We start from the raw sequence: 20,030 nt of genomic DNA on the forward strand, positions 1-20,030 counted from the left end.
AAGCCGTGGCACCAGAGGTACCACGGCTTTCTTAAATTCTGTAAGAATTACAGAGCGGTTACGTTCTCAGCCTGCGGGCCTTTCTGACCTTGGGTCACAGAGAACTGTACACGCTGACCTTCAGCCAGGGTACGGAAACCGTTACCTTGAATGGCGCTGAAGTGAACGAAAACGTCCGGGCCGTTTTCTTGCTGGATGAAGCCAAAACCTTTGGTTTCGTTGAAAAACTTAACGGTACCGGTGATCATGTTAGACATATCTTTTAAACCTGTATTCAAAATAATTACTTATGCTTTTCAGCGGGTAAAGCTCAAAAAACGGGATTAACTTATGAACAACAGGACAAGATGTGAAACATCGTATTCATTGACATAACTATCGCCCTTTCAAGCTGGTTTGGATTATACGTGGCTTTGTAGATTACGCAAACAAATTTGTGCCCTGCCAACGGCAGGGCACAAACCGTTATAAGGTGGCCGCTTCCAACGCTTCGACCAGCGCTCTGAGAAAACGAGCCGCCTCGCCGCCGGTGCAGGCTCTGTGGTCAAATGTCATCGACAGCGGCAATGCCCTGACGGGACGCGCTTCACCATGGATGAACACCACTTTTTCGAACAATTTGCCTGCTCCTATGATGGCTACCTGCGGCGGCGTGACAATGGGGCTGGCATAGCGGCCTGCGATGGCGCCGAAGTTGGTGAGCGTAATGGTCGCCCCCTGCAACATCTCGCGCGGCACGGCGCGCGCCTTCACATCGGCGATCATCCGATCCAGCCCCTGCCGGATATCTGCCCCCTCCCGCTCGGCCACGTTCTCCATCACCGGCACATAGAGGCCATGCTTTGAATCCACCGCGATGGCCACATTGACCTCTTTGAACAGCCGCCGTGACAGGGTGTCGCCATCAAACCAGGCGTTCATCGAGGGCTCGGCGCGGCACGCCACGCCAATGGCCTTGATAAGGCGCACCGTCACATCTTCATCAGGGCGCCAGTGACGCAAATCCACCTCATCGGTGATGCTGACCGGCACCACAGTCTGATGAGAGAGCTCCATCGCCTTGGCCATGGCCCTGCGCGACCCTTTGAGGAATTCGTTGCCACTGCTCTGCTGGGCCTCGAATACCTGCTGCACATCCAGCTCGGTCACCATGCCGCCGCTGCCACTTCCCTTGATCCGGTCGATTTCCAGACCCAGCTTCTGCGCCAACAGTCGCACCGCAGGCATGGCTTGCACCAGCGATCCCCCCGGGGCAATGGCCCCTACCACGAAGTGATCCTCGATATGTTGCTGATGGGCGCTCACCTTGCCCACTACGGTGCCATCATCTTCGCCCCCCTCGAACTCCACCAGCGGCGCACCGATATGGAGGATATCCCCCTCGGCGCCGCAGAGACGGGCAATCACCCCGGCTACCGGAGAGGGTACATCCACCAGCGCCTTGGCCGTTTCCACCGACAAGAGCACCTGATCGACCGCAACGGTATCACCGGCACTCACCTTCCACTCGACGATCTCGGCTTCGGCCAACCCTTCACCCAGATCCGGTAATTTGAAAAATTTCATAGCCACTGGTTCTCCATCAGCTGGTGAGCGGCATCGGCGATATCCTGCTCGGTGATGAGGTAATACGCTTCGTTGCGATAGTAGGGAACGGCGGCATCCACGCCGGTCAGGCGTTTGGGCGGCGCCTTGAGGCTGGGGAGTGCCTGCTCGGTCACCCGCGCCACAATTTCGGCCCCGACTCCGAAGCTACCACACGCCTCATGCACCACCAGCAACCGGCCGGTCTTGCGTACCGAGGCGAGGATGGTCTCCATATCCAGCGGCTTGATGGTGGCCAGATCCAGCACCTCGCACTGGATATCCTGCTCGGCCAGCAGGTTCGCCGCCCGCATCACCTCCTGAATGCAGGCTCCCCAGGCCACTACCGTGATATCGCGGCCAGGGCGCAGGGTGAAGCAGACATCCAGCGGCAGGCCGACACCGTCATCCACCACCTCGGATTTCATCGAGCGATAGATGCGATCCGGTTCGAAAAACATCACGGGATCCGGATCGCGGATGGCCGAGAGCAGCAGGCCATAGGCGCGTCTCGGGCTGGAGGGGATCACTACCCGTAGCCCAGGGATATGGGCAAACAGCGCCTCGACGCTCTCGCTGTGATGTTCAGGCGAGTGAATGCCAGCACCATACGGGGAGCGATAGACAAGGGGACAGGAGAGGCGGCCACGGGTGCGGTTTCGCATCCGCGCAGCCTGACAGATGATCTGCTCCATCCCGGGGAAGATGAAACCCTGAAACTGGAACTCAGCCACCGGCTTGAGCCCCTGAGTGGCCATGCCGACCGCCACCCCGGCGATTAATCCCTCGGCCAGCGGCGTGTCGATCACCCGCTTGAAACCGAACTTGTCGCGCAGGCCCACAGTGGCGCGAAACACCCCGCCGTTGACCCCCACATCCTCGCCCAGTACCACCACATCCGGATCGTGCTCCATCTCGTAGTGAAGGGCCATGTTGACCGCTTCCAGCAAACTGATCTCACTCATGGCCAACCTCCTGCTTCATCCCCTTGGCAATCACTCGCTCGCGCTGGGGCAAGAGTTCGGCGGGCAGGCTGGCGTAGTGATAATCGAGCATCGCCTCCGGCGGCTGGGGCGCCATCGCCTCATAACGGGCGACCGCCTGCTCTACCTCCCGGGTGGCTTCCGCCAGCAGGCTCTGCTCCTGCTCTTCATCCCACCACCCTTGGCTGTGCATAAACTGGCGCAGCCGCTTGACCGGCTCTTTCGCCCAGGCGGCCTCGACCTCGGCCCCATCGCGATAGCGAGTGGCATCGTCGGCCGTGGTGTGATCGCCGAGGCGATAACTGACCGCTTCTATCAGGGTCGGCCCCTTGCCGCTGCGGGCCCGTTCGACGGCACTGCGGGCAGCATCGTAGACCGCCACCACATCGTTGCCATCCACCTGCAGACTGCGCACCCCGGCGCCAATCCCCTTCTGGGCCAGCGTAGGAGCGCTCGATTGCAGCTTGCGTGGCACCGAGATGGCCCACTGGTTGTTGTTGACGATGATGACCATCGGCAGGTGCCAGACACCGGCGCAGTTGAGCCCCTCCAGAAAATCCCCCTTGGAGGTGCCGCCATCGCCGATAGTGACCACGGCAACCCGCGGTTGATTACGCAGTTTGAAGGCAGAGGCAATACCGCAGGCGTGAGTGATCTGGGTGGCGATGGGAACGCAGATGGGGAGATCTTCAGAGGGAGTCCCATCGGGTTTGAGAAAATAACTGCCCCGCTCGTCACCGCCCCAATATTGCAGGTTCTTCTCCATCGGCACGCCCCGCACATAGAGGGTGGGCATGTCCCGATAGTAGGGAACGTAGACATCCTGCGGCTGCATGGCCAGACCAATGCCAATCCCCACGGCTTCTGCGCCGAGATGGGAGGGAAAAGTACCGAGCTTGCCGGTTCGTTGCAGCGCAATCGCTTTTTTGTCATAGCTGCGCACCATCACCATATTGCGGTAGAAGGTGTGCAGTATCGCCTTGTCCAGCCAGGTCGGTAAGGTTGCGACCGGGCACCCTTCCGCATCGAGGTAACGAAGGAAAGGGATGTCGACATGGGTCATAACTGGCTCCTTGCCGTTGTAAGCGTCACCGATGCTGGTGACACCTAGATGTAAATACCTTGTTAAATAAAAAGCAAAGGGATTTACTCAGGTAAGACCAGTAGAAACTTCTTTAAAGTAGCGAAGGAGCTGAATTTTCGGCGATGAGTGGCAAGGTATGCCGTAAATGGTGCAACTTTGCAGCGCTGAATGCAGGATGCAAATGTGAAAAAGGGGAGCCTTGCTCCCCCATTGAGTTACTTCAGTCAGCCGTTACTCCAACCAGCAGTTACGCCAGCCACTGTTGCAGCTGGCGGGCCATGCCAACTGGCAGCAAGTGAGCGCGGCTTAGCAAGTGGCTACGCCAGGGCTCGGCCAGCAAGGTCGGGCAAATTCGCATCTCCCGTCCCCGGTCAGCCACGCGCACCAACCTGTCGATAAGAGTCTCCAGCGGCGGATGCGTCGGCCAGTGGGGATAGAGGTCGGCAGTCGCGATCCCGGCCAGCTCGCACACTCGCTCCTCTTTCTCATCTCCCTTTCCATCAGCTATTGGCCAAGGATGAAGCACCTGCAGCCAACCCGGCCGTGCGGCCTCCAGCAACTGGCCCAGCGTCGGCTGCGCAAAGTGGGGATCCCCTGCGACTTTGAGCAGATGGCGCGCCCCCGCCAGCACCACCACGCCGCGGGCGGGAAGTGCAAGAAGATCGTCGGCCAGCGCCTGATCCCGCCCACTGTTGTGTTGCTGCCATAGCTCCGGGCTCATCTCCTGCCACTCGAATAAGGGCTCGCAGAGATGCACCCGCAGCCGCACATGTTCGGGGCGCGCCAGATTGCTCTGGCGCAGAGCGGAAAAGAGAGCCGGAAACTCGGGGGCCATCCAGGCGGGAAAGGCGCAGGAGTCAAGCCAGACCGGATAGAGCCGTGCCAGCGTCAGCGGCTCACCCTGCCAGCTCTCCTGCCCCGTCAGCCAGGCATCGAGCAAGCCCTGATGGCGGCGGTTGCCGCACTCCAGCACCAGATCGGTCATGACTCCCCAGAGCGCCGGATCACACAGCCAGGCATGCTGGCGCCGGATAAAATCCGGGTGCCAATGCGGCTCCCCCAGCCCCACCAGCTTGCCCGCCAGCAAGGCTTCCCGGATGGCGGCAACAGGGGTCATACGTCCTCCTCCTGCCGAATGTGCGGTTGCTGCCCGACCCCATAGACCCGCTCACAAATAAGGGCGCCGATCTTCGCCAACCAGTCGGGATGCACCATCTCCTGATGCAGACAGGGGAAGCGCTCATAGCGGATCTCCCCTTTTGTCAGCGACGCCCAGCCGCGCCCATCCAGCCAGGGCTGGCGGGAGGCTGACGCCTCGATAAAGATCACCTCCCCGTGGTAGCAGTAGTCGACCGGCTCACGGATCAGCCGGTTGTTGTGGCCAACCAGCTCAATCATGGCGCTCACCACCTGCTCGTCGAGCATGGCCAGCGCACTCCCCTCCGCCCCCAGTCGGGCCACCACCTCGTCACGAGTGAGGGAATCGAGCGCATCGTCCGCAGCCGCAATGCCTCCCATCCGCAGCAGCGCATCGAGCATCCGCTGCTCGTCGGGCAACGGCTGGGTCTGCCACTGCAGGCAGGGGTAGGCGTCGAGCAGCAGCACCATGGCCACCTCTTGTCCCTGCTCTTGCAGCATGGCGGCCATCCGGTGCACCAGCATGCCCCCGAGCGACCAGCCGAGCAGCCAGTAGGGCCCCTCGCTCTGCTGACGACGCAGCTCGGTCACATAATCGAGCGCCAGCTCGTCGAAACTGGCGGGCAGCGGCGCATCCGGCTGACAGAGCGCCCGCGCCTGCAGGGCATAGACCGCCATGTCGGCCGGCAGATGGGGCACCAGCGGCGCATAACACCAGCCGAGCCCGCCGGCGGGGTGGACGCAAAAGAGAGTGGGGCCCGATGTACCCGCCTGCACACCGGGCGCCCGCAGGGGCAACAGCATGGGCATGGCCTCCCGCTCGCCGCCAAGACGGCGCGCCAGCTGGGCGGGGCTAGGTGCTTCGAACAGGCTGGCCAGAGTGAGATCCTGTCCGAGCGACTCTTCAATACGCACCACCAGCTGTGCCGCCAGCAGGGAGTGGCCGCCGAGGGCAAAGAAGTTATCGTCGGCGCCGACTCGCGCCAGCCCCAGAACCTCGGCGAAGAGGCGACAGAGCCGCTCCTCCAGCAGGGTTTTCGGCAGTGACTGACCCACCGCCGACGCCATGTCGGGCAGCGGCAACCCCTTGCGATCCAGCTTGCCATTGGGGGTGAGCGGCAGCTCGGCCAGAGTAACCAAGAGCCCCGGCACCATATAGTCGGGCAGCGCGGCGCCAAGGGCAGGTGTAAGCTCGGCCAGCGTCAGATCTCTGCTATCTGCGGCCACCACATAGGCCACCAGACGGCGATCGCCGGGGGCAAATTCGGGGGCCAGCACCACCGCCTGCGCCACTCGGGGATGGCGCAGCAGCACCTGCTCGATCTCCTCCAGCTCGATGCGCTGGCCACGGATCTTCACCTGAAAATCGAGGCGCCCAAGATACTCGATGGCGCCATCCTCGCGCCAGGCGGCCAGATCGCCGCTGCGATAGAGCCGTCCCGCCCCGAAGGGGTTGGCAATAAAGCGCTCGGCGGTGAGCTCGGGCTGGCCAAAGTAGCCATCCGCCACCTGCACGCCGCCGATCCAGAGCTCCCCCGCCACACCGGGAGGCACCGGCTGCAACCAGGGGTCGAGAATGTGGATGCTGGTATTCCAGACCGGATAGCCGATGGGCACGCTGGTCACCGCCTCGTCTGCCCGGCAGGGATACCAGGTGACATCCACCGCCGCCTCGGTCGGGCCATAGAGGTTGTGCAGGGGGGCTGAGAATGTTCCATACCAGCGCTGCACCAGATCCGCGGGCAGCGCCTCGCCGGAGCAAAATACCTGCCGCAGGGCGCGGCAACGCGCAGGCTCGGCTTGTGCAACGAAGATCTGCAGCATGGAGGGGACAAAGTGCAAGGTGGTGATCCCGGCCAGCTCAATCAGCTCGGCAAGGTAGGCGGGATCCTTGTGGCCGCCCGGTTTGGCGAGCACCAGCCGCGCCCCGGTCATAAAGGGCCAGAAAAACTCCCAGATGGAGACATCGAAACCGGCCGGGGTCTTTTGCAGCACCCGATCCGCCGGGCCGATGGGATACATGTGCTGCATCCAGAGCAGTCGGTTGACGATGGCGCCATGGCTCACCACCACCCCTTTGGGGCGACCGGTCGAGCCGGAGGTGTAGATGATGTAGGCCGCATCTTCCGGTTTGGGGGCTGGCAGATCACAAGGTGCTGTCGTTGCCAACTCTACTGCCGCCAGCTGCTCTGCCACACCGGGGGCATCGAGGCAGACAAGTGGCGCGGCCACGTCGAGCGGCATCTGAAGCGTATGACTGGTCAACACCAACGCAGGATCACTGCTGGCGAGAATGTAGCCGATCCGCTCCGCCGGGTAGTCCGGATCAACGGGTACATAGACGGCCCCCACCGCCATGATGGCCTGCTGGGCGAGAATAAGCTCGGGAGAGCGCGGGATCACCACCGCCACCCGACAACCGGGGCCCACGCCTCTTCCCGCCAGATAGCTGGCCAGCTGGCGGGTACGCTGGCGCAGCTCGGCCACACTCCAGCGCTCGGCGCCACACTCCAGCGCGATGACGCTCTGATCCGCCGCCGCCAGCCCTTCGGCCAGCAGTGCGCTCAGGGTAGTGGTCGGCAGCGGATGGTCGGTCTGGTTCCAGCGCGCCAGCTCAGCCTGCTCGCAAGGCAGCAGCAGCGGCAAACGCACTGCCTCCACCTCGTCATCCGCCTCACTCCAGGCGGCCAGATAGGCCAGCAGCCGGGCCAGATGACGTTCACTCTCCTGTTGGCTGAAGCGTCCCTGATGTGCTTCGAGGGTCAGGGTCATAGCGCCTGCCTCCTCGGCAAAGTAGAAGGCGCACTCCTCCACCGGCCCCGCCGCCAGCACCTGCACCTCGCCACGAACCTGGTTGTGCCCTTCACCAAAGCTGAGGGTGCGGGCAAAGGGCATCAAATTGACCTGAGGGCCAAACAGCGGCTGGCCCGGCTGACGCTGTTGCAACCACTCCTGACGGCAGCCCTGATGACGGCGCAGGGCGGCAAATTGCCGCTCGACCTGTGCCAGCAACGCCCCTACCCGGCTGGTGCCGCTCAGCTCGATACGCAGGGGCACCACATTGACCTTCATGCAGGGGGTATCGGCCGCCGCTGAGCCCAGCCGCCCCATCAGCGGAATACCCAGCACCACCTCGCCAGCGCCGCTCATTCGCTGCACATAGCTGGCTACCGCCGCCAGCAGCAGACTGTAGGGGTGACAGGCCGAGCGACTCGCCCGCTCTACCAATGCCTGCCACTGGCGGCCAGCCAGCCGCTGCTCAAGACGATATGTGGGGCCCGGCCCTTGCGCCGGACGGCGGGAGAGCGACGCCGGATTCTCCACCCCGGCCAGCTGCTGCACGAAGAAATCGCGATCCCGCGCGGCGCGCGGCGAATCCTGATAGGCCGCCTCTTCAGCCAGCAACTCCTGCTGGGTCGCATAACGACAGGGTGCAGGCTGCTCGCCGGCACAGAGCGCCTCATACCAATTTGCCACCCGCTGGCAGAGCAGGCTCAGGCCAAAGCCGTCGATGGCGATATGGTGCACGGCGATAAACCAGGCCCACCGCCCCTCGCCAAGGCGATAGAGGGTGGTGGCAAACAGCGGCCCCCCGGCCAGATTGAAGGGGACTGCCAGCTGCGCACGCATCTCGGCCTGCGCAGCGGCGAGCGGGTCGGCTTCGCTGCGCAGATCCCGCTCTGCCAGCTGCCAGCAAGCGGGGTTGGCCACCATCTGCGGGCCATCGGCAGTAGCCACAAAGGCGCAGTGCAGACCGGGGATCTCGTCGATAGTCTGGCGCACCGCGCGGGTGAAGTGATGGGGAGCCAGCGCCCCCTCCAGCAGCCAGTACTCGCCGGTATTGCAGGCGGGGCTCTGCGGATATTTTTGCTGGGCAAACCAGATGCCCGCCTGAGCGGTGGTAAGCGACCAGCGCGGCTGCTCCCCACGCTGGTGGATGGCACGCATCGCCATTGTCTGTTCCATGGGAATGTCCTTGCGCAAACATCGGGCGGGCAGCGGCTTGCCCCTGCCCGCATGGCTGAAAAGCGAGGAGGCCAAGCCTCCTCCATAAAGAGAGTGTCACGCCTGCCAGATCGGCGGCGCGCGGGCTAGACCCCCAGAGTGGCACCGCCATCGACCACCAGATCCTGCAAGGTGATATGACTGGCGGCATCGGAGGCGAGAAACAGCACGCAGGCTGCCACCTCGTCGGGGGTCCCAAGTTTGCCAAGGGGGATCCCCAGCTTGAACTGCCCGGGCAGACCCGCGATGGTACGCAACTCTCCCTCCTGTTGCGCCGCCTCCCCCTCCTGCCACATGCCGTACAGCATCGGGGTTCGGGTCGAGCCCGGCGACACCAGATTGCAGCGCACCCCATAGGGGGCAAGTTCCAGCCCTGCCGTTTGGGTGAGGCTGGTCAGCGCCGCCTTGGAGGCGCCATAGATGCCCATCCCCATTCGCGGCACCCGACCGGCATTGGAAGAGACATTAACGATGGCGCCCCTGCGCCGCCCCTGAAACCAGGGGGTCAGGGCCCGCATCAGGTAGAAGGGGGCGAAGGTATTGATGGCGAAGGTGCGTTGCAAGAGGGCGTCATCCACCTCATCGAGCCTGCCGGTCGCCAGTACGCCAGCGACATTGACCAGCACATCGGGCCCCAGCCCCTCGTCCAGCAGCTGTTCGCAGCAGCGGGTCACGGCCTCGCTGTCACTCACGTCGAGAGTCACCCCCTTTACGTTGCCGGGCAGCGCCTCGGCCAGTTGCAGATCGATCGCCACCACGCTGGCCCCTGCCTCGGCAAAGGTGCGGGCCACCGCATGGCCAATTCCCTGCGCAGCGCCGGTTACCCAGACGGTTCTGCCTTGCCACTCGCTCATGGGGTGCACTCCGGTTCGCTGACGTGATCTTCGTTGGCCTGATAAGCCGTGGCCTGATTGACGTGAAGCTGACGGGAGAGGAGCGCCCACCAGTGAGCCAGGGTCGGCGTGCGGGCCAGCTCGGCCAGATCCACCACCAGCTCCTGCTGACGCCACTCTTCCACCAGTCCCATCACCGCCAGCGAGTCGAGACCGTAGTCGAGCAGGTTGTCATCCTCGGTGGGCTGCTCCTGCTGCATCTCGGCAGGCAGCCGCGCCAGCACCTGAGCACGTAGTGACTCGCGAGTCAGGGGGCGTTTGCTGGCCGCCATCACCTCGGCCACGGTAATCACCCGACCTGCATTGCGGCTGACGTAGGAGAGCGCCAGCAGATGATCCTCGCGGGAGAAGTCGGCGATGGCATCTGCCACCAGAAAGGGGCGGATATCACGCATAAAGGCATCGACCGCCGTCTGCATCACCCCGATATGGCCGTAGATGCCACAGATCACCAGCTGATCCCGCCCCCATCCGGCCATCAGCTCCGCCAGCGGTGAGCGGCAAAAAGCGCTGTAGCGCCACTTGGTCAGCACCGTATCCTGCGGCTCGGGGGCCAGCGCCGAAACAATCGGCTGACGCTCCGGCGCTCGGGTCAGTCCCGGCCCCCACATGTCATTGAGCAGCGCCCGATCGGCCTGACTCTGTTCGGCTGGCTGGGCGGTATAGACCACCGGCATGCCAAGAGCTCGCGCCTGACGGATCAGGGCAGCTATATGGTCGATGACCTGATTGATCAGCGGATTGTCCGGCCCGTAGAAATCGACGAAATAGTGCTGCATATCGTGGACCAGCAAGGCGGCGCGGCCCGGTTCGAAAGGCCAGTTCACCCGCCCGGTGGGCAGCTCCTCTAAGGTAGGCAGCGGATAAGCGGCGAGGGATTGAATGGTCATGCACACTCCTTGGCGAGCTGCTCGCGCAGCGTCTGTTTGTCTATCTTACCGACCGGGGTGTGGGGCAGTTGCTCCACCAGCACCAGGCGATCGGGTAGTTTGTAATCGGCCACCCCCTGCTCACGCAGGAAACGGCGCAAGCGGGGCAGATTGAGGGGCTCGCGGCACATCAAAAAGGCGCAGCTGCGCTCACCGAGCATGGGATCGGGCATGGCGACCAGCGCCGCCTGCCGCACCTCCGGGTGGGTCAGCAGCAGCTCTTCAATCTCGAGGGCGTCGATCTTCTCCCCGCCCCGGTTGATCTGATCCTTGTTGCGCCCCACCACCATCAGATGACCGCCGGGCAAGCGGCAGACCAGATCGCCGGTACAGTAGAAACCGTCCCGATCGAAAGCGCGCTGATTGTGGGCATCAGCCTTGAAGTAGCCGCGAAAGGTGTAGGGGCCACGCGTCCAGAGTTCACCGCACTCACCATCGGGCAAGGGGCGCCCGTCGCTATCCCTCACTTCCACCTCGTCGCCCGGGCTCATCGGGCGGCCCTGGGTATTGACGATGTGCCACTGGTCATCCTCGATGCGGGTGTAGTTGACCAGCCCCTCGGCCATGCCAAACACCTGCTGCAAGCGGCAACCAAGGAGACTCGCTACCGCATCGGCATGAGCCGGGCTGAGGCGCGCACCGCCCACCTGCACACACTCCAGAGAGGTCTGCGGATAGTGGCTGGCCGCCTCCAGCCAGAGCGCCAGGGCCGGTGGCACCAGTGCCGCCCAGTTGACCCGATGGCGCTGCACCAGCGGCAGACAGGTTGCCGCAGAGGGATCCTTTGCCAGCACCACGCAGCCACCGCCATAAAACACCCCGAGTGCGCCGGGGGAGCTCAGGGGAAAGTTGTGGGGCGCTGGCAGGGCGCAGAGATAGATCACCCGCTCATCCCAGCCGCACACCTCTACGCTCTGGCGCACGCTATAGCCATAGTCATCGTGGGTACGGGGGATCAGTTTGGGAGTGCCGGTGCTGCCGCCGGAGAGCTGGAAAAAGGCGACCTGATCGGCCGGGGTAGGAGTTGGCTCGATGGCCGCCAGCGGCGAACCATCAGCACGAGCCACGGTTTCAGGCCAACGCCATGCAAATCCTGACTGAAGATCGCCCCCTTCTGCTGGCTCGAACAGCAGTGTCTGACAGGAATGCGATACCCGCTCATCAAGGGCTGCGAGACTTCCCGCTTCACCGGCAAATCCGGGATGAGAGGGGCTGAGTACCAGCAAGGCGGGCTCAATCTGGCGGGCAAAGGCCACCAGCTCGTGCCGCTGATGGCTGTAGAGGGCGTGCACTGCCACTACGCCGCAGCGGATCAGGGCAAACCAGCAGATATAGAACTCGGCGCAGTTGGGCAACTGCACCAGCGCGGTATCGCCATGGCCCAACCCGCGCGCGGCCAGCCGCGCCGCCAGCGCATCAACCTCACGCTTTAACTGGCCATAACTGAGGGTGCGCTCCCCGCAGATCAGGGCAGTGCGCTCGGGATAACGTTCGACAGAGTCATCGAGCAGGGCGGTGAGCGGTTGTCCGCGCCACCATCCTCGTGCCCGGTAGTGGGCTGCCAGCTCGGCGGGCCAGGGGGTAAAGGGCACCAGCGGCTTCATGCAGTTACCTCCGGCTCCCGGCTTTCGAGGCCGAAGGCGCGCAGCATAGTGCCAAGCTTGGCGGCGGTCTCCTGCCACTCCGCTTCCGGCGAAGAGCCCACCACCACCCCGGCGCCGGCATAGAGCCGCAGTTGCCTGCCGGCCAGCACGCCACAGCGGATGGTGACCACCCACTCGCCATTGCCGTCGGCATCCATCCAGCCGACGGCGCCACAATAGAAACGGCGATCGTACCCCTCAAGCCGGGAGATGGCCTGACGCGCAGCCAATAGCGGTGTGCCGCATACCGCCGGTGTCGGGTGTAGCGCCAACGCCAGTGCCAGCACGGGAGAGGGTTCATGGAGCCGTCCGGCGATGCGGGTCGAGAGGTGCCACATGGTAGGAGTGGCGATCACCTGCGGCTCAGGGGGGACGTCCAGCTCGCGGCAGAAGGGAGCGAGGGCGGCGGCGACCGCATCGGCCACCAGCGCATGTTCATAGCGATCCTTCTGCGCCCCCAGCAGTTCGGCACTGGCCGCCTGTTGATCGGGAAAAGCGTGGCGCGGACGGGAGCCCGCCAGCGGATTGCTCACCACCGCCATCTCGCTGCGCGATACCAGCAGCTCGGGGCTCGCGCCAAGCAGGGTCTCTCCCTCTGGCAACGGGATCTGGAACACATAGGCGCCCGGATTCTGGGCCAACAGAGAGCCAAAGGCGTGTGCGGGGGAGGTCTGCTCTGCGCTCTGCACGTCGATGGCGCGTGACAGCACCACCTTCTCAAGCTGACCCTCGCTGAACTGCTGCAGCGCCGCCCGCACCGCCCCCTGATAGTGGGCAGAGCCGGTCACTTCGCTCACCTCGCCATGGAGCTGGCAACAGCGGGCGGGCAACAGCGCATCCCTTGCGACCCACTGCGATTGCGCCGGGATCACCAGATGCCAGGGGGATTGGGTATCAAACGGAATGGCGCCGATGGCGATGGGATTGACCATCCCCTGCTGGCGCAACTGACGCAGATGGGCGAGCAGCTTCTCCGGTGGGATGCCGGTAAAACTGTCGTGGATACCGGAGGCGACCAGTACCCTGTCACCGCTGGCAAAACAGCACACTTTATCCAGCCCGACCGCTGTGGCGGGCCACTCTCCTTCCAGTGCATGGTCACACATGACGGTGCTACTCCTTGGAATGAATCACTGCCTGACACGACTTACAGTGAGTCATTTGACTCACCATATGTCAGGGTGAACGGCATCCTAACAAGGAGCGAAAAAACGATCAATACAAATGAGAATCAATTTCATTAACTTCTTTTTAGTCAAAAGAGGGTGACGAACGAAACTGAGCTTCGCCGATAAAAAAGAGTTGCGATCGGAGCAAATTCAATTTGATAATGATAACGCTTATCATTTGTATATTATGGAAGATGTAAATAATGAAATCCTCAACCTCCCGTTTTATTACTCCCAGCCTGCTGGCCACTACCATCGTCACCCTGCTGACCCAGCAAGCGATCGCCGCCAGCAACGCCCCTCAAGCCGATGAGGTGATTACCGTCACCACCACGGCGCACAATACCCGCTCGGCACCGGCCTCTATCTCTGTCATCACGGCCGAACAGATCGCCGCCGCGCCCGTCAATGACCTTGCCGACCTGCTGCGCCACGAAGTGGGCATTCAGGCAGAAGCTAACCTCAATGGTCGCAGCGAAATAGGTATTCGCGGCATGTCCGGCAAGTACACACTTGTGCTGGTGGATGGCAAACGCCTCTCCTCCTCCAATGCCATGTGGCGCGGCGGCGACTTCGACAACACCCCGGTTCCCCTTGGCATGATCCAGCGGGTCGAGGTGATCCGTGGCCCCATGTCGGCACTTTATGGCTCCGATGCCATCGGGGGTGTCATCAATATCATCACCAAGCAGCCGGGTAAAACCTGGCAAGGGGCGGCCGATGCCGACTTCAAGGCCATCGAGGGCAAGGATGGCGGCGATCAGCACAGAACCAACCTGGGCTTTACCGGCCCGCTGACCGATAACCTGCTGATCCGGATGAATGGCGAAGTGTACGACCGTCAGGCCTGGACTCCGCCGGAAGCGGCGTATGGCATCCCCCTTATCGAAGCCAAGCAGACCCGGAACTTCGCCTCTACCCTAAGCTGGCTGGTGGATGAGCAGCAGCGCTTCGAGCTGGATTACCTCTACAACCAAGATGAGCGTCCTCTCGATATCTTCCGCAAAATCGGCAACAAGGTGCACAGCCGCCAACAGCAAAACGACCGCAACCTGTTTGGGCTGACCCACAAGGGGAACTGGAACTGGGGTGACACCACCGTCATGGTCAACTACGAAAGTTCCAAGATAGATGACTTCAACGACATTTTAAAAATCCACCAGCAGCCTAAAGAAGAGAACAACTTTACTGTGAAGGGCTACACCAACCTGACGCTGGCCAACCACTACCTGACCCTGGGTGGCGAATATCTGGATCGGGAGCTGGTGGATGCGGTGAGTTACAAGGATATCGGCGGCAAGGAGAGTCACTCCCAGGAGGCGCTGTTCGCCCAGGACGAGATCGGCCTGACCGACAGCCTGAACCTGACTCTCGGTGGCCGTTACGATCACCACGGGCTCTACGGCAGCCACTTCACCCCGCGCGGCTATCTGGTCTATGAGATGAACGAGGTGGTGACCGTGAAAGGCGGCGTTAGCCAAGCTTTCAAAGCGCCAGCCTCGCATCAGTATACAAACGGCTACAGCACCGAGAGCTGTGGGGGCCGCTGCAGCATCTATGGTAATGACAAGGTCAAACCGGAAACCAGCACCAACTACGAGCTGGGGATCATCGCAGGAGAGGGGGTCTGGGAGACCAGCGCCACCCTCTTCTACTCCGACATCGACGACATGCTAATCGGCAAGGAGCCGCCTGGTTCTCAAAAGCAATATTCTGACCGCACCTGGTACAACCTGGATAAGGCTACCAATAAGGGGCTGGAGCTGACCGGCAAGCTCGATCTGACCGACGATATCAACCTTGGCGCCAACTACACCTATCTCAAAGCAGAAGATGACAAAGGTCTGCAAATCATTAATCGCCCCAAACACAAGACCAACGCAAAGCTAACCTGGCAGGCCACCGAGCGGGTCAATGCCTTTGTCGGCACCACCTACACCGGCACCCAGTTCATCGAACACAAGGTAAATAATGCAACCGTGAGAGACAAACTGCCCAGCTATCAAACCTTCGATCTCGGCACCGGCTTCAAGGTCACCGAGAACTTTGACCTGCGACTGGGGATCAACAACCTGACCGACGTGCGCCTGCAAGAGAAAGACACCCTCTTCCAGAACGTCGAACCGGGTCGCAGCTACTACGTCAGCGGCTCAGCCCGCTTCTAAAGTAGCCAAGGCCGATATAACAGAGCGCGGGCCCATGCCCGCGCTCTGTTAACCAAGAGAATAAGGGGAAGATCCCCACTGGACAGCAAAGAGCATGCAGATTTCCATTTTCATCAGGATCGCTCATGTTCACCTCACTTCTGAATGCTTCACCCCTTGCCACCCTGCCCACCCCTGACGAGATGTTAAAGGACAGACCCTGTCCGGCACGGCTCACTCGCCAGATCGCTCGCAGCCGCCAGCACGCCCGCCATATTCTGCAGGGAGAGGATGATCGCCTGCTGCTGGTGATCGGCCCCTGCTCCATTCACGATCCGGCAGCCGCCCGCGACTATGGTGGCCAGCTCGCTGAACTGCAGGGCCAATACGGGGAGCAGCTGCAACTGGTGATGCGCACCTATTTCGAAAAGCCGCGCACGACGCTCGGCTGGAAAGGATTTATCTTCGATCCCGACCTCGATGGCAGCGATCGACTGGAAAAGGGCCTATCCCAGACCCGGGAGTTACTGTTGACCCTTGGACAGGAAGGGCTCGCCTGTGCCACCGAATTTCTCGATCTCACCAGCATGCTCTATCTGGGGGATCTCATCAGCTGGGGCGCTATCGGTGCCCGCACCACCGAATCCCAGCTCCACCGCCAGCTAGCCTCCGCTCTCCCCTGCCCCATCGGTTTTAAAAACGGCACCGATGGCAATATCCGGATCGCAGTCGAGGCGATCCTCGCCAGCCGAGCGGCCCACCTCTATACCCAGCCTTCCGGTGATGGCCAGCTGGCACTGGTGCGCAGCCATGGCAACCCCGACTGTCATCTGATCCTGCGCGGTGGCCGCCAACCCAACTATCAGAGCAATCATGTTACAGAGGCTGGCGACTTGCTGCGCCAACATCATCTGTCACCCCGGCTGATGATCGATTGCAGCCACGGCAACAGCCAGAAACAACATGCCCGCCAGCTGCTGGTTGCCCGTGACATTGCCGACCAGCTGGGTGCTGGTAGCCATGCCATCGCCGCCATCATGGTGGAAAGTTTTATCTGCGAAGGGCGTCAGGAGATTGGCAGCAAACCGCTGCGCTACGGCCAGTCGATCACCGATAGTTGTATCGGCTGGGAACAGACAAGGCGGCTGCTCGATATGGTGGCAGAAGGGGTGGAGGCGCGCCGCCAGCAGCGGATCGCCCTGGCGGGATAAATAGCGGATTATTCAGATAACGCCGAAAACAAGGTGGCCCCAATGGGGCCACCTTGTGGTTCACTGTCTGACGCACGTCAGGCGACTGACTCACGCTCCACCAGCTGGGCTTCAAACTTGAGCGCCAGGCCGTCCACCGGCTTGTGATCGAGCAGGCGCAGCGCCAGCTCGGCTGCGCGGCTGCCCATCTCCTCGATGGGGTAGCGCACCGTGGTGAGCTTGGGATAGATGTAGCGGGCGTAGGGGATATCGTCGAACCCCACCACCGACACCTGCTGCGGGATCTTGTAACCCCGCTCCAGCAGGCAAGAGATCGCCCCCGCCACCATACCGTCGTTGAAACCGAGCACGGCCGTGAACTCGACACCACGGGCCAGCAGTTCACTCATCGCCACATAGCCGCCATTTTCGTCGGCATAGGCGCGGCTGACGAGAGCAGGATCAAAGGCGATCCCGGCTCTGGCCAGGGTCTGGGTGTAACCGGCCATCCGCTGCTGACCATCGACAAACTCTTCATCATCGGAGGTGATAAAGGCGATGTTGCGATGACCGGCATCCAGCAAGTGCTGGCACGCGGTGGTGATCCCCGCCTGGTTATCGAGCCAGACGCAGCGATCTTCAGCGCCCGGCACCTGACGGTTGATGAACACGATGGGGGTAGAGCCTGCCGCCAGCTCGCTCAGCTCCTCGTCCGGAAGCGCCTTGCTGTGGAGGATCAGCGCATCGCACTGGCGCTGCAGCAGCGCCTGAATGGCGTGACGCTCGCGCGCGATATCGTGGTTGCCAGACATGACGATGGTGAACTTGTTGGCCTGATCGACCATGGTTTCGATGCCACGCATCATCTGGGCAAAGAAGGGGCCGCCGCAGAGGTCGCCAACCAGCACGCCAATGCAGTTGGAACGCTTGCTGACCAGTGCCTGGGCAAAACTGTTGGGTCGAAAATTCAGTTCCTTCATGGCCGCCAGTACGGCCTCACGCTTTTCCGGTGCTACCTGTGCCGTGTTGTTGATAACCCGCGACACGGTGGAGATAGACACATTTGCCAGCTGAGAAACGTCTTTAATCGTTGCCACTATCCATTCCTTTATTGTGGGGGAACCTGTCGGTGCCGACGCCCGAGTATACCCTGCGGCCTGATGCAATTCCCGGAGCCAGGTCACCAGGCATGTTTCCTTTGGTAACAAAACCTTACCCGATGATACCCGGCAGCAGGGAAATTTGAAAACAGGGGCCGGCTGGCGGCCCCCGACTCAATAGGCGTGATTGAGCTCCCGCTCTGACATGAAGCGCAGCGGCTGCTGCAGCTTGTGCTGATAGATGAGATCGAACGACAACACGTTTTGCACGTAGTTGCGGGTCTCCTTGTAGGGGATGCTCTCGACCCACACGTCCATCGGCTTGTTGTCACTCTGCTCTCGCCAGCGTTTTACCCGTCCCGGCCCGGCGTTGTAGGCAGCGGCCGCCAGGATCCGGTTGCCATCATAGACATCCAGCAAGCGCTTGAGATAGGCACTCCCCAGACGAATATTCATCGTCGGATCAAACAGTTGCTGCTCGTTGCGATAGGGCACCCCCAGCTTGCCGGCAGTCTCTTTGGCAGTAGCAGGCATCAGCTGCATCAGACCGCGCGCCCCCACCGGCGACTGGGCCAGCGGATAGAGGGCACTCTCCTGACGGGAAATGGCATAGAGCAAACTGGTGTTCATGGTGCGCTCTTGCGCCATCTGGGAGAAGGTGCGTTTTAGCGGCAGCGGGAAGCGCAGGTCGAGGGCATCCCACGCCTCGGCGCGAATGCTGGCGAGAATGGCCAGCTCGTGCCAGCCCTGATTGAGGGCGATATGGCCAAACTCGATGCGCTGGGCCACCGGATTGCGATCCATGTTGTGGATCCACTCCGAGCGGGCCGCCGCAATCTCGTTCATCGAGAGCAATTCGCGCACCCGCAGCAGGAAGGGCCAGCGCTGACTGGCCGTACGCCAGTCCGGTACATGCTTGACGCTCTGGTTCTTGATGCGATAAGGCACACCGGTGCGCTGGGCTGCCATGAAACCGTAGAAACCGCGCAGGTTGGCAGTCTCCAGATAGAGATCCCGCGCCGGTTTTTGCTGCCCCTGCACTTCAAGGGAGCGCGCCATCCAGTAGCGCCAGCGATCCTCTTTCTGACGGGCCATCGGCATCATCTTCACCCAGCCGGAGAGGCCACGCCAATCCTGCTCCCAGATGGCCAGTCGTGCCCGCAGCTCGGTGATATCGGGATCCGCCAGCTTTTTCACCGTGCTGTCGACCCAGCTGCGCTGGGCAATGGAGCGATCCAGCAGCAGGCGGCGGGCAATGGCACGCTCTACCGGTTTCACCTCGACCTGGGTCAGGCCAAAACGGCTGCGAAACAGCGCAAGCTGGCGCAGCACCGACTCCGGCTCCTGATTGGCATAGCGGGTCAAACCGAGGGAGAGCAGCTTGCGGGAATAGGGGTTGCTGCTGAAATAGGCCGGGTTCATCGCCTTGGCTGGCTGCTCGAACAGGGTCACCATCTGATCGCCATAGCTTTGCAAGCCGCTACCCAGAGTCGCGCCAAGGTGGCGGATCAGATTGGGGTTTTCCGCCTCGAACGCCAGCGTCATCCGCTGCCAGATCTTCTCCTGGGTACGCTGACCGGATGCCTGCCACAGCTGGAACAGCGGTGAGCAGGCATCGGGACGGGATTGGCCGCTCATCCAGATCTTGCCCGCCCCCTGCAACGCCTCTTTCGGCTTGCCGGTGTAATAGAGCGCCTGATAGTGCATGCAGAGCAGGTCGGTGGAGCTCGGCTTGGCCGGATAGAAGCGCAGGAACTGCGACCACTGCTGGCTCTGGGCCAGATAGGTCAGATAGCTGCGCTCCAGCCGGTTGGACTGGGGGGTATCTCCATGCTGGCGGATAAAGCGGGTCACATCGTTGTAATCCGCCGCCCCCGGACGAAAGGCAAGCTGATAGTAATCGAGATAGGGCAACAGGGGATAATGGGTCAAACGGGCACGAATTTGCTGGAAACGGGCCTGATCATTGGCCCGTACGGCGTCATACGCCTGACGGTAGAGCGTCTGGTCGGCAGTCTGCGCCATCAGGGTCGGCACAAACAGCGCCGACAAAACAATTCCCCATACAGCTTTCACTGAACATCTCCATTGAGGGCAATACACCGCCCGGTGGCGGTGGGTCTACTGCCTCTCATTCTACCCGTTGCCGGGCAGCGCTACAGCGGGGAG

Annotated in this window: 14 protein-coding genes; 2 read left to right on the forward strand and 12 right to left on the reverse strand. The window is 62.1% G+C overall.

Going from position 1 to position 20,030, the window contains the following annotated elements; all coding sequences use genetic code 11:
* Positions 1-47: 47 nt before the first annotated feature.
* The 10 genes from AB5Y76_RS05750 to AB5Y76_RS05795 all read right to left on the reverse strand — a co-directional run bounded on the left by AB5Y76_RS05750 (position 48) and on the right by AB5Y76_RS05795 (position 13,364).
* Positions 48-257, reverse strand: coding sequence for a cold-shock protein (locus AB5Y76_RS05750; protein ID WP_005302803.1), 210 nt, complete (start codon positions 255-257; stop codon positions 48-50).
* Between the two features lie 208 nt (positions 258-465).
* On the reverse strand, positions 466-1,566 hold the full coding sequence (locus AB5Y76_RS05755; RefSeq protein ID WP_263717642.1) for a dihydrolipoamide acetyltransferase family protein: 1,101 nt from the start codon (positions 1,564-1,566) through the stop codon (positions 466-468).
* A complete protein-coding gene (locus tag AB5Y76_RS05760; protein ID WP_043850541.1) occupies positions 1,563-2,549 on the reverse strand; it encodes an alpha-ketoacid dehydrogenase subunit beta in 987 nt (328 codons plus the stop codon). The genes AB5Y76_RS05755 and AB5Y76_RS05760 overlap by 4 nt, the downstream gene beginning before the upstream one ends.
* Complete coding sequence (pdhA, locus tag AB5Y76_RS05765) at positions 2,542-3,630, reverse strand: pyruvate dehydrogenase (acetyl-transferring) E1 component subunit alpha (RefSeq protein WP_021231078.1); 1,089 nt, start codon at positions 3,628-3,630, stop codon at positions 2,542-2,544. The genes AB5Y76_RS05760 and pdhA overlap by 8 nt, the downstream gene beginning before the upstream one ends.
* A 268-nt stretch (positions 3,631-3,898) precedes the next feature.
* Positions 3,899-4,768, reverse strand: a complete 870-nt coding sequence (locus AB5Y76_RS05770) for a hypothetical protein (RefSeq protein WP_263717641.1) — start codon at positions 4,766-4,768, stop codon at positions 3,899-3,901.
* On the reverse strand, positions 4,765-8,754 hold the full coding sequence (locus AB5Y76_RS05775) for an amino acid adenylation domain-containing protein (protein WP_263717640.1): 3,990 nt from the start codon (positions 8,752-8,754) through the stop codon (positions 4,765-4,767). Before AB5Y76_RS05775 ends, AB5Y76_RS05770 begins: the two co-directional genes overlap by 4 nt.
* 125 nt (positions 8,755-8,879) lie before the next feature.
* A complete protein-coding gene (gene dhbA / locus AB5Y76_RS05780; protein WP_263717639.1) occupies positions 8,880-9,647 on the reverse strand; it encodes a 2,3-dihydro-2,3-dihydroxybenzoate dehydrogenase in 768 nt (255 codons plus the stop codon).
* Positions 9,644-10,576 carry an isochorismatase family protein gene (locus AB5Y76_RS05785; RefSeq protein ID WP_263717638.1) on the reverse strand — a complete coding sequence of 311 codons (933 nt, stop codon included), beginning with the start codon at positions 10,574-10,576 and terminating at the stop codon, positions 9,644-9,646. The genes dhbA and AB5Y76_RS05785 overlap by 4 nt, the downstream gene beginning before the upstream one ends.
* Positions 10,573-12,219 carry a (2,3-dihydroxybenzoyl)adenylate synthase gene (locus AB5Y76_RS05790; protein ID WP_263717637.1) on the reverse strand — a complete coding sequence of 549 codons (1,647 nt, stop codon included), beginning with the start codon at positions 12,217-12,219 and terminating at the stop codon, positions 10,573-10,575. Before AB5Y76_RS05790 ends, AB5Y76_RS05785 begins: the two co-directional genes overlap by 4 nt.
* The gene (locus AB5Y76_RS05795; protein WP_263717636.1) at positions 12,216-13,364 is read right to left on the reverse strand and encodes an isochorismate synthase MenF; all 1,149 of its coding nucleotides are present in this window, start codon (positions 13,362-13,364) and stop codon (positions 12,216-12,218) included. The genes AB5Y76_RS05790 and AB5Y76_RS05795 overlap by 4 nt, the downstream gene beginning before the upstream one ends.
* Before the next feature lie 266 nt (positions 13,365-13,630).
* Here AB5Y76_RS05795 and AB5Y76_RS05800 point away from each other — a divergent pair, with 266 nt between their 5' ends.
* Together AB5Y76_RS05800 and AB5Y76_RS05805 are read left to right on the forward strand one after the other, a co-directional pair.
* Positions 13,631-15,592 (forward strand): TonB-dependent receptor, encoded by a 1,962-nt coding sequence (locus tag AB5Y76_RS05800; RefSeq protein WP_263717635.1) that lies wholly within the window; start codon positions 13,631-13,633, stop codon positions 15,590-15,592.
* A 125-nt stretch (positions 15,593-15,717) separates the two neighbouring features.
* The gene (locus AB5Y76_RS05805) at positions 15,718-16,782 is read left to right on the forward strand and encodes a 3-deoxy-7-phosphoheptulonate synthase (RefSeq protein WP_263717634.1); all 1,065 of its coding nucleotides are present in this window, start codon (positions 15,718-15,720) and stop codon (positions 16,780-16,782) included.
* Between the two features lie 77 nt (positions 16,783-16,859).
* Here the strand turns inward: AB5Y76_RS05805 and AB5Y76_RS05810 are convergent, their stop codons facing one another.
* Positions 16,860-17,858 carry a LacI family DNA-binding transcriptional regulator gene (locus AB5Y76_RS05810; protein WP_005350588.1) on the reverse strand — a complete coding sequence of 333 codons (999 nt, stop codon included), beginning with the start codon at positions 17,856-17,858 and terminating at the stop codon, positions 16,860-16,862.
* Positions 17,859-18,035: 177 nt separating this feature from the next.
* On the reverse strand, positions 18,036-19,937 hold the full coding sequence (locus tag AB5Y76_RS05815) for a transglycosylase SLT domain-containing protein (protein ID WP_263717633.1): 1,902 nt from the start codon (positions 19,935-19,937) through the stop codon (positions 18,036-18,038).
* Positions 19,938-20,030 lie beyond the last annotated feature (93 nt).

It is taken from the genome of Aeromonas sp. R1-2 (assembly GCF_040908505.1).
Lineage (GTDB): Bacteria > Pseudomonadota > Gammaproteobacteria > Enterobacterales > Aeromonadaceae > Aeromonas > Aeromonas veronii.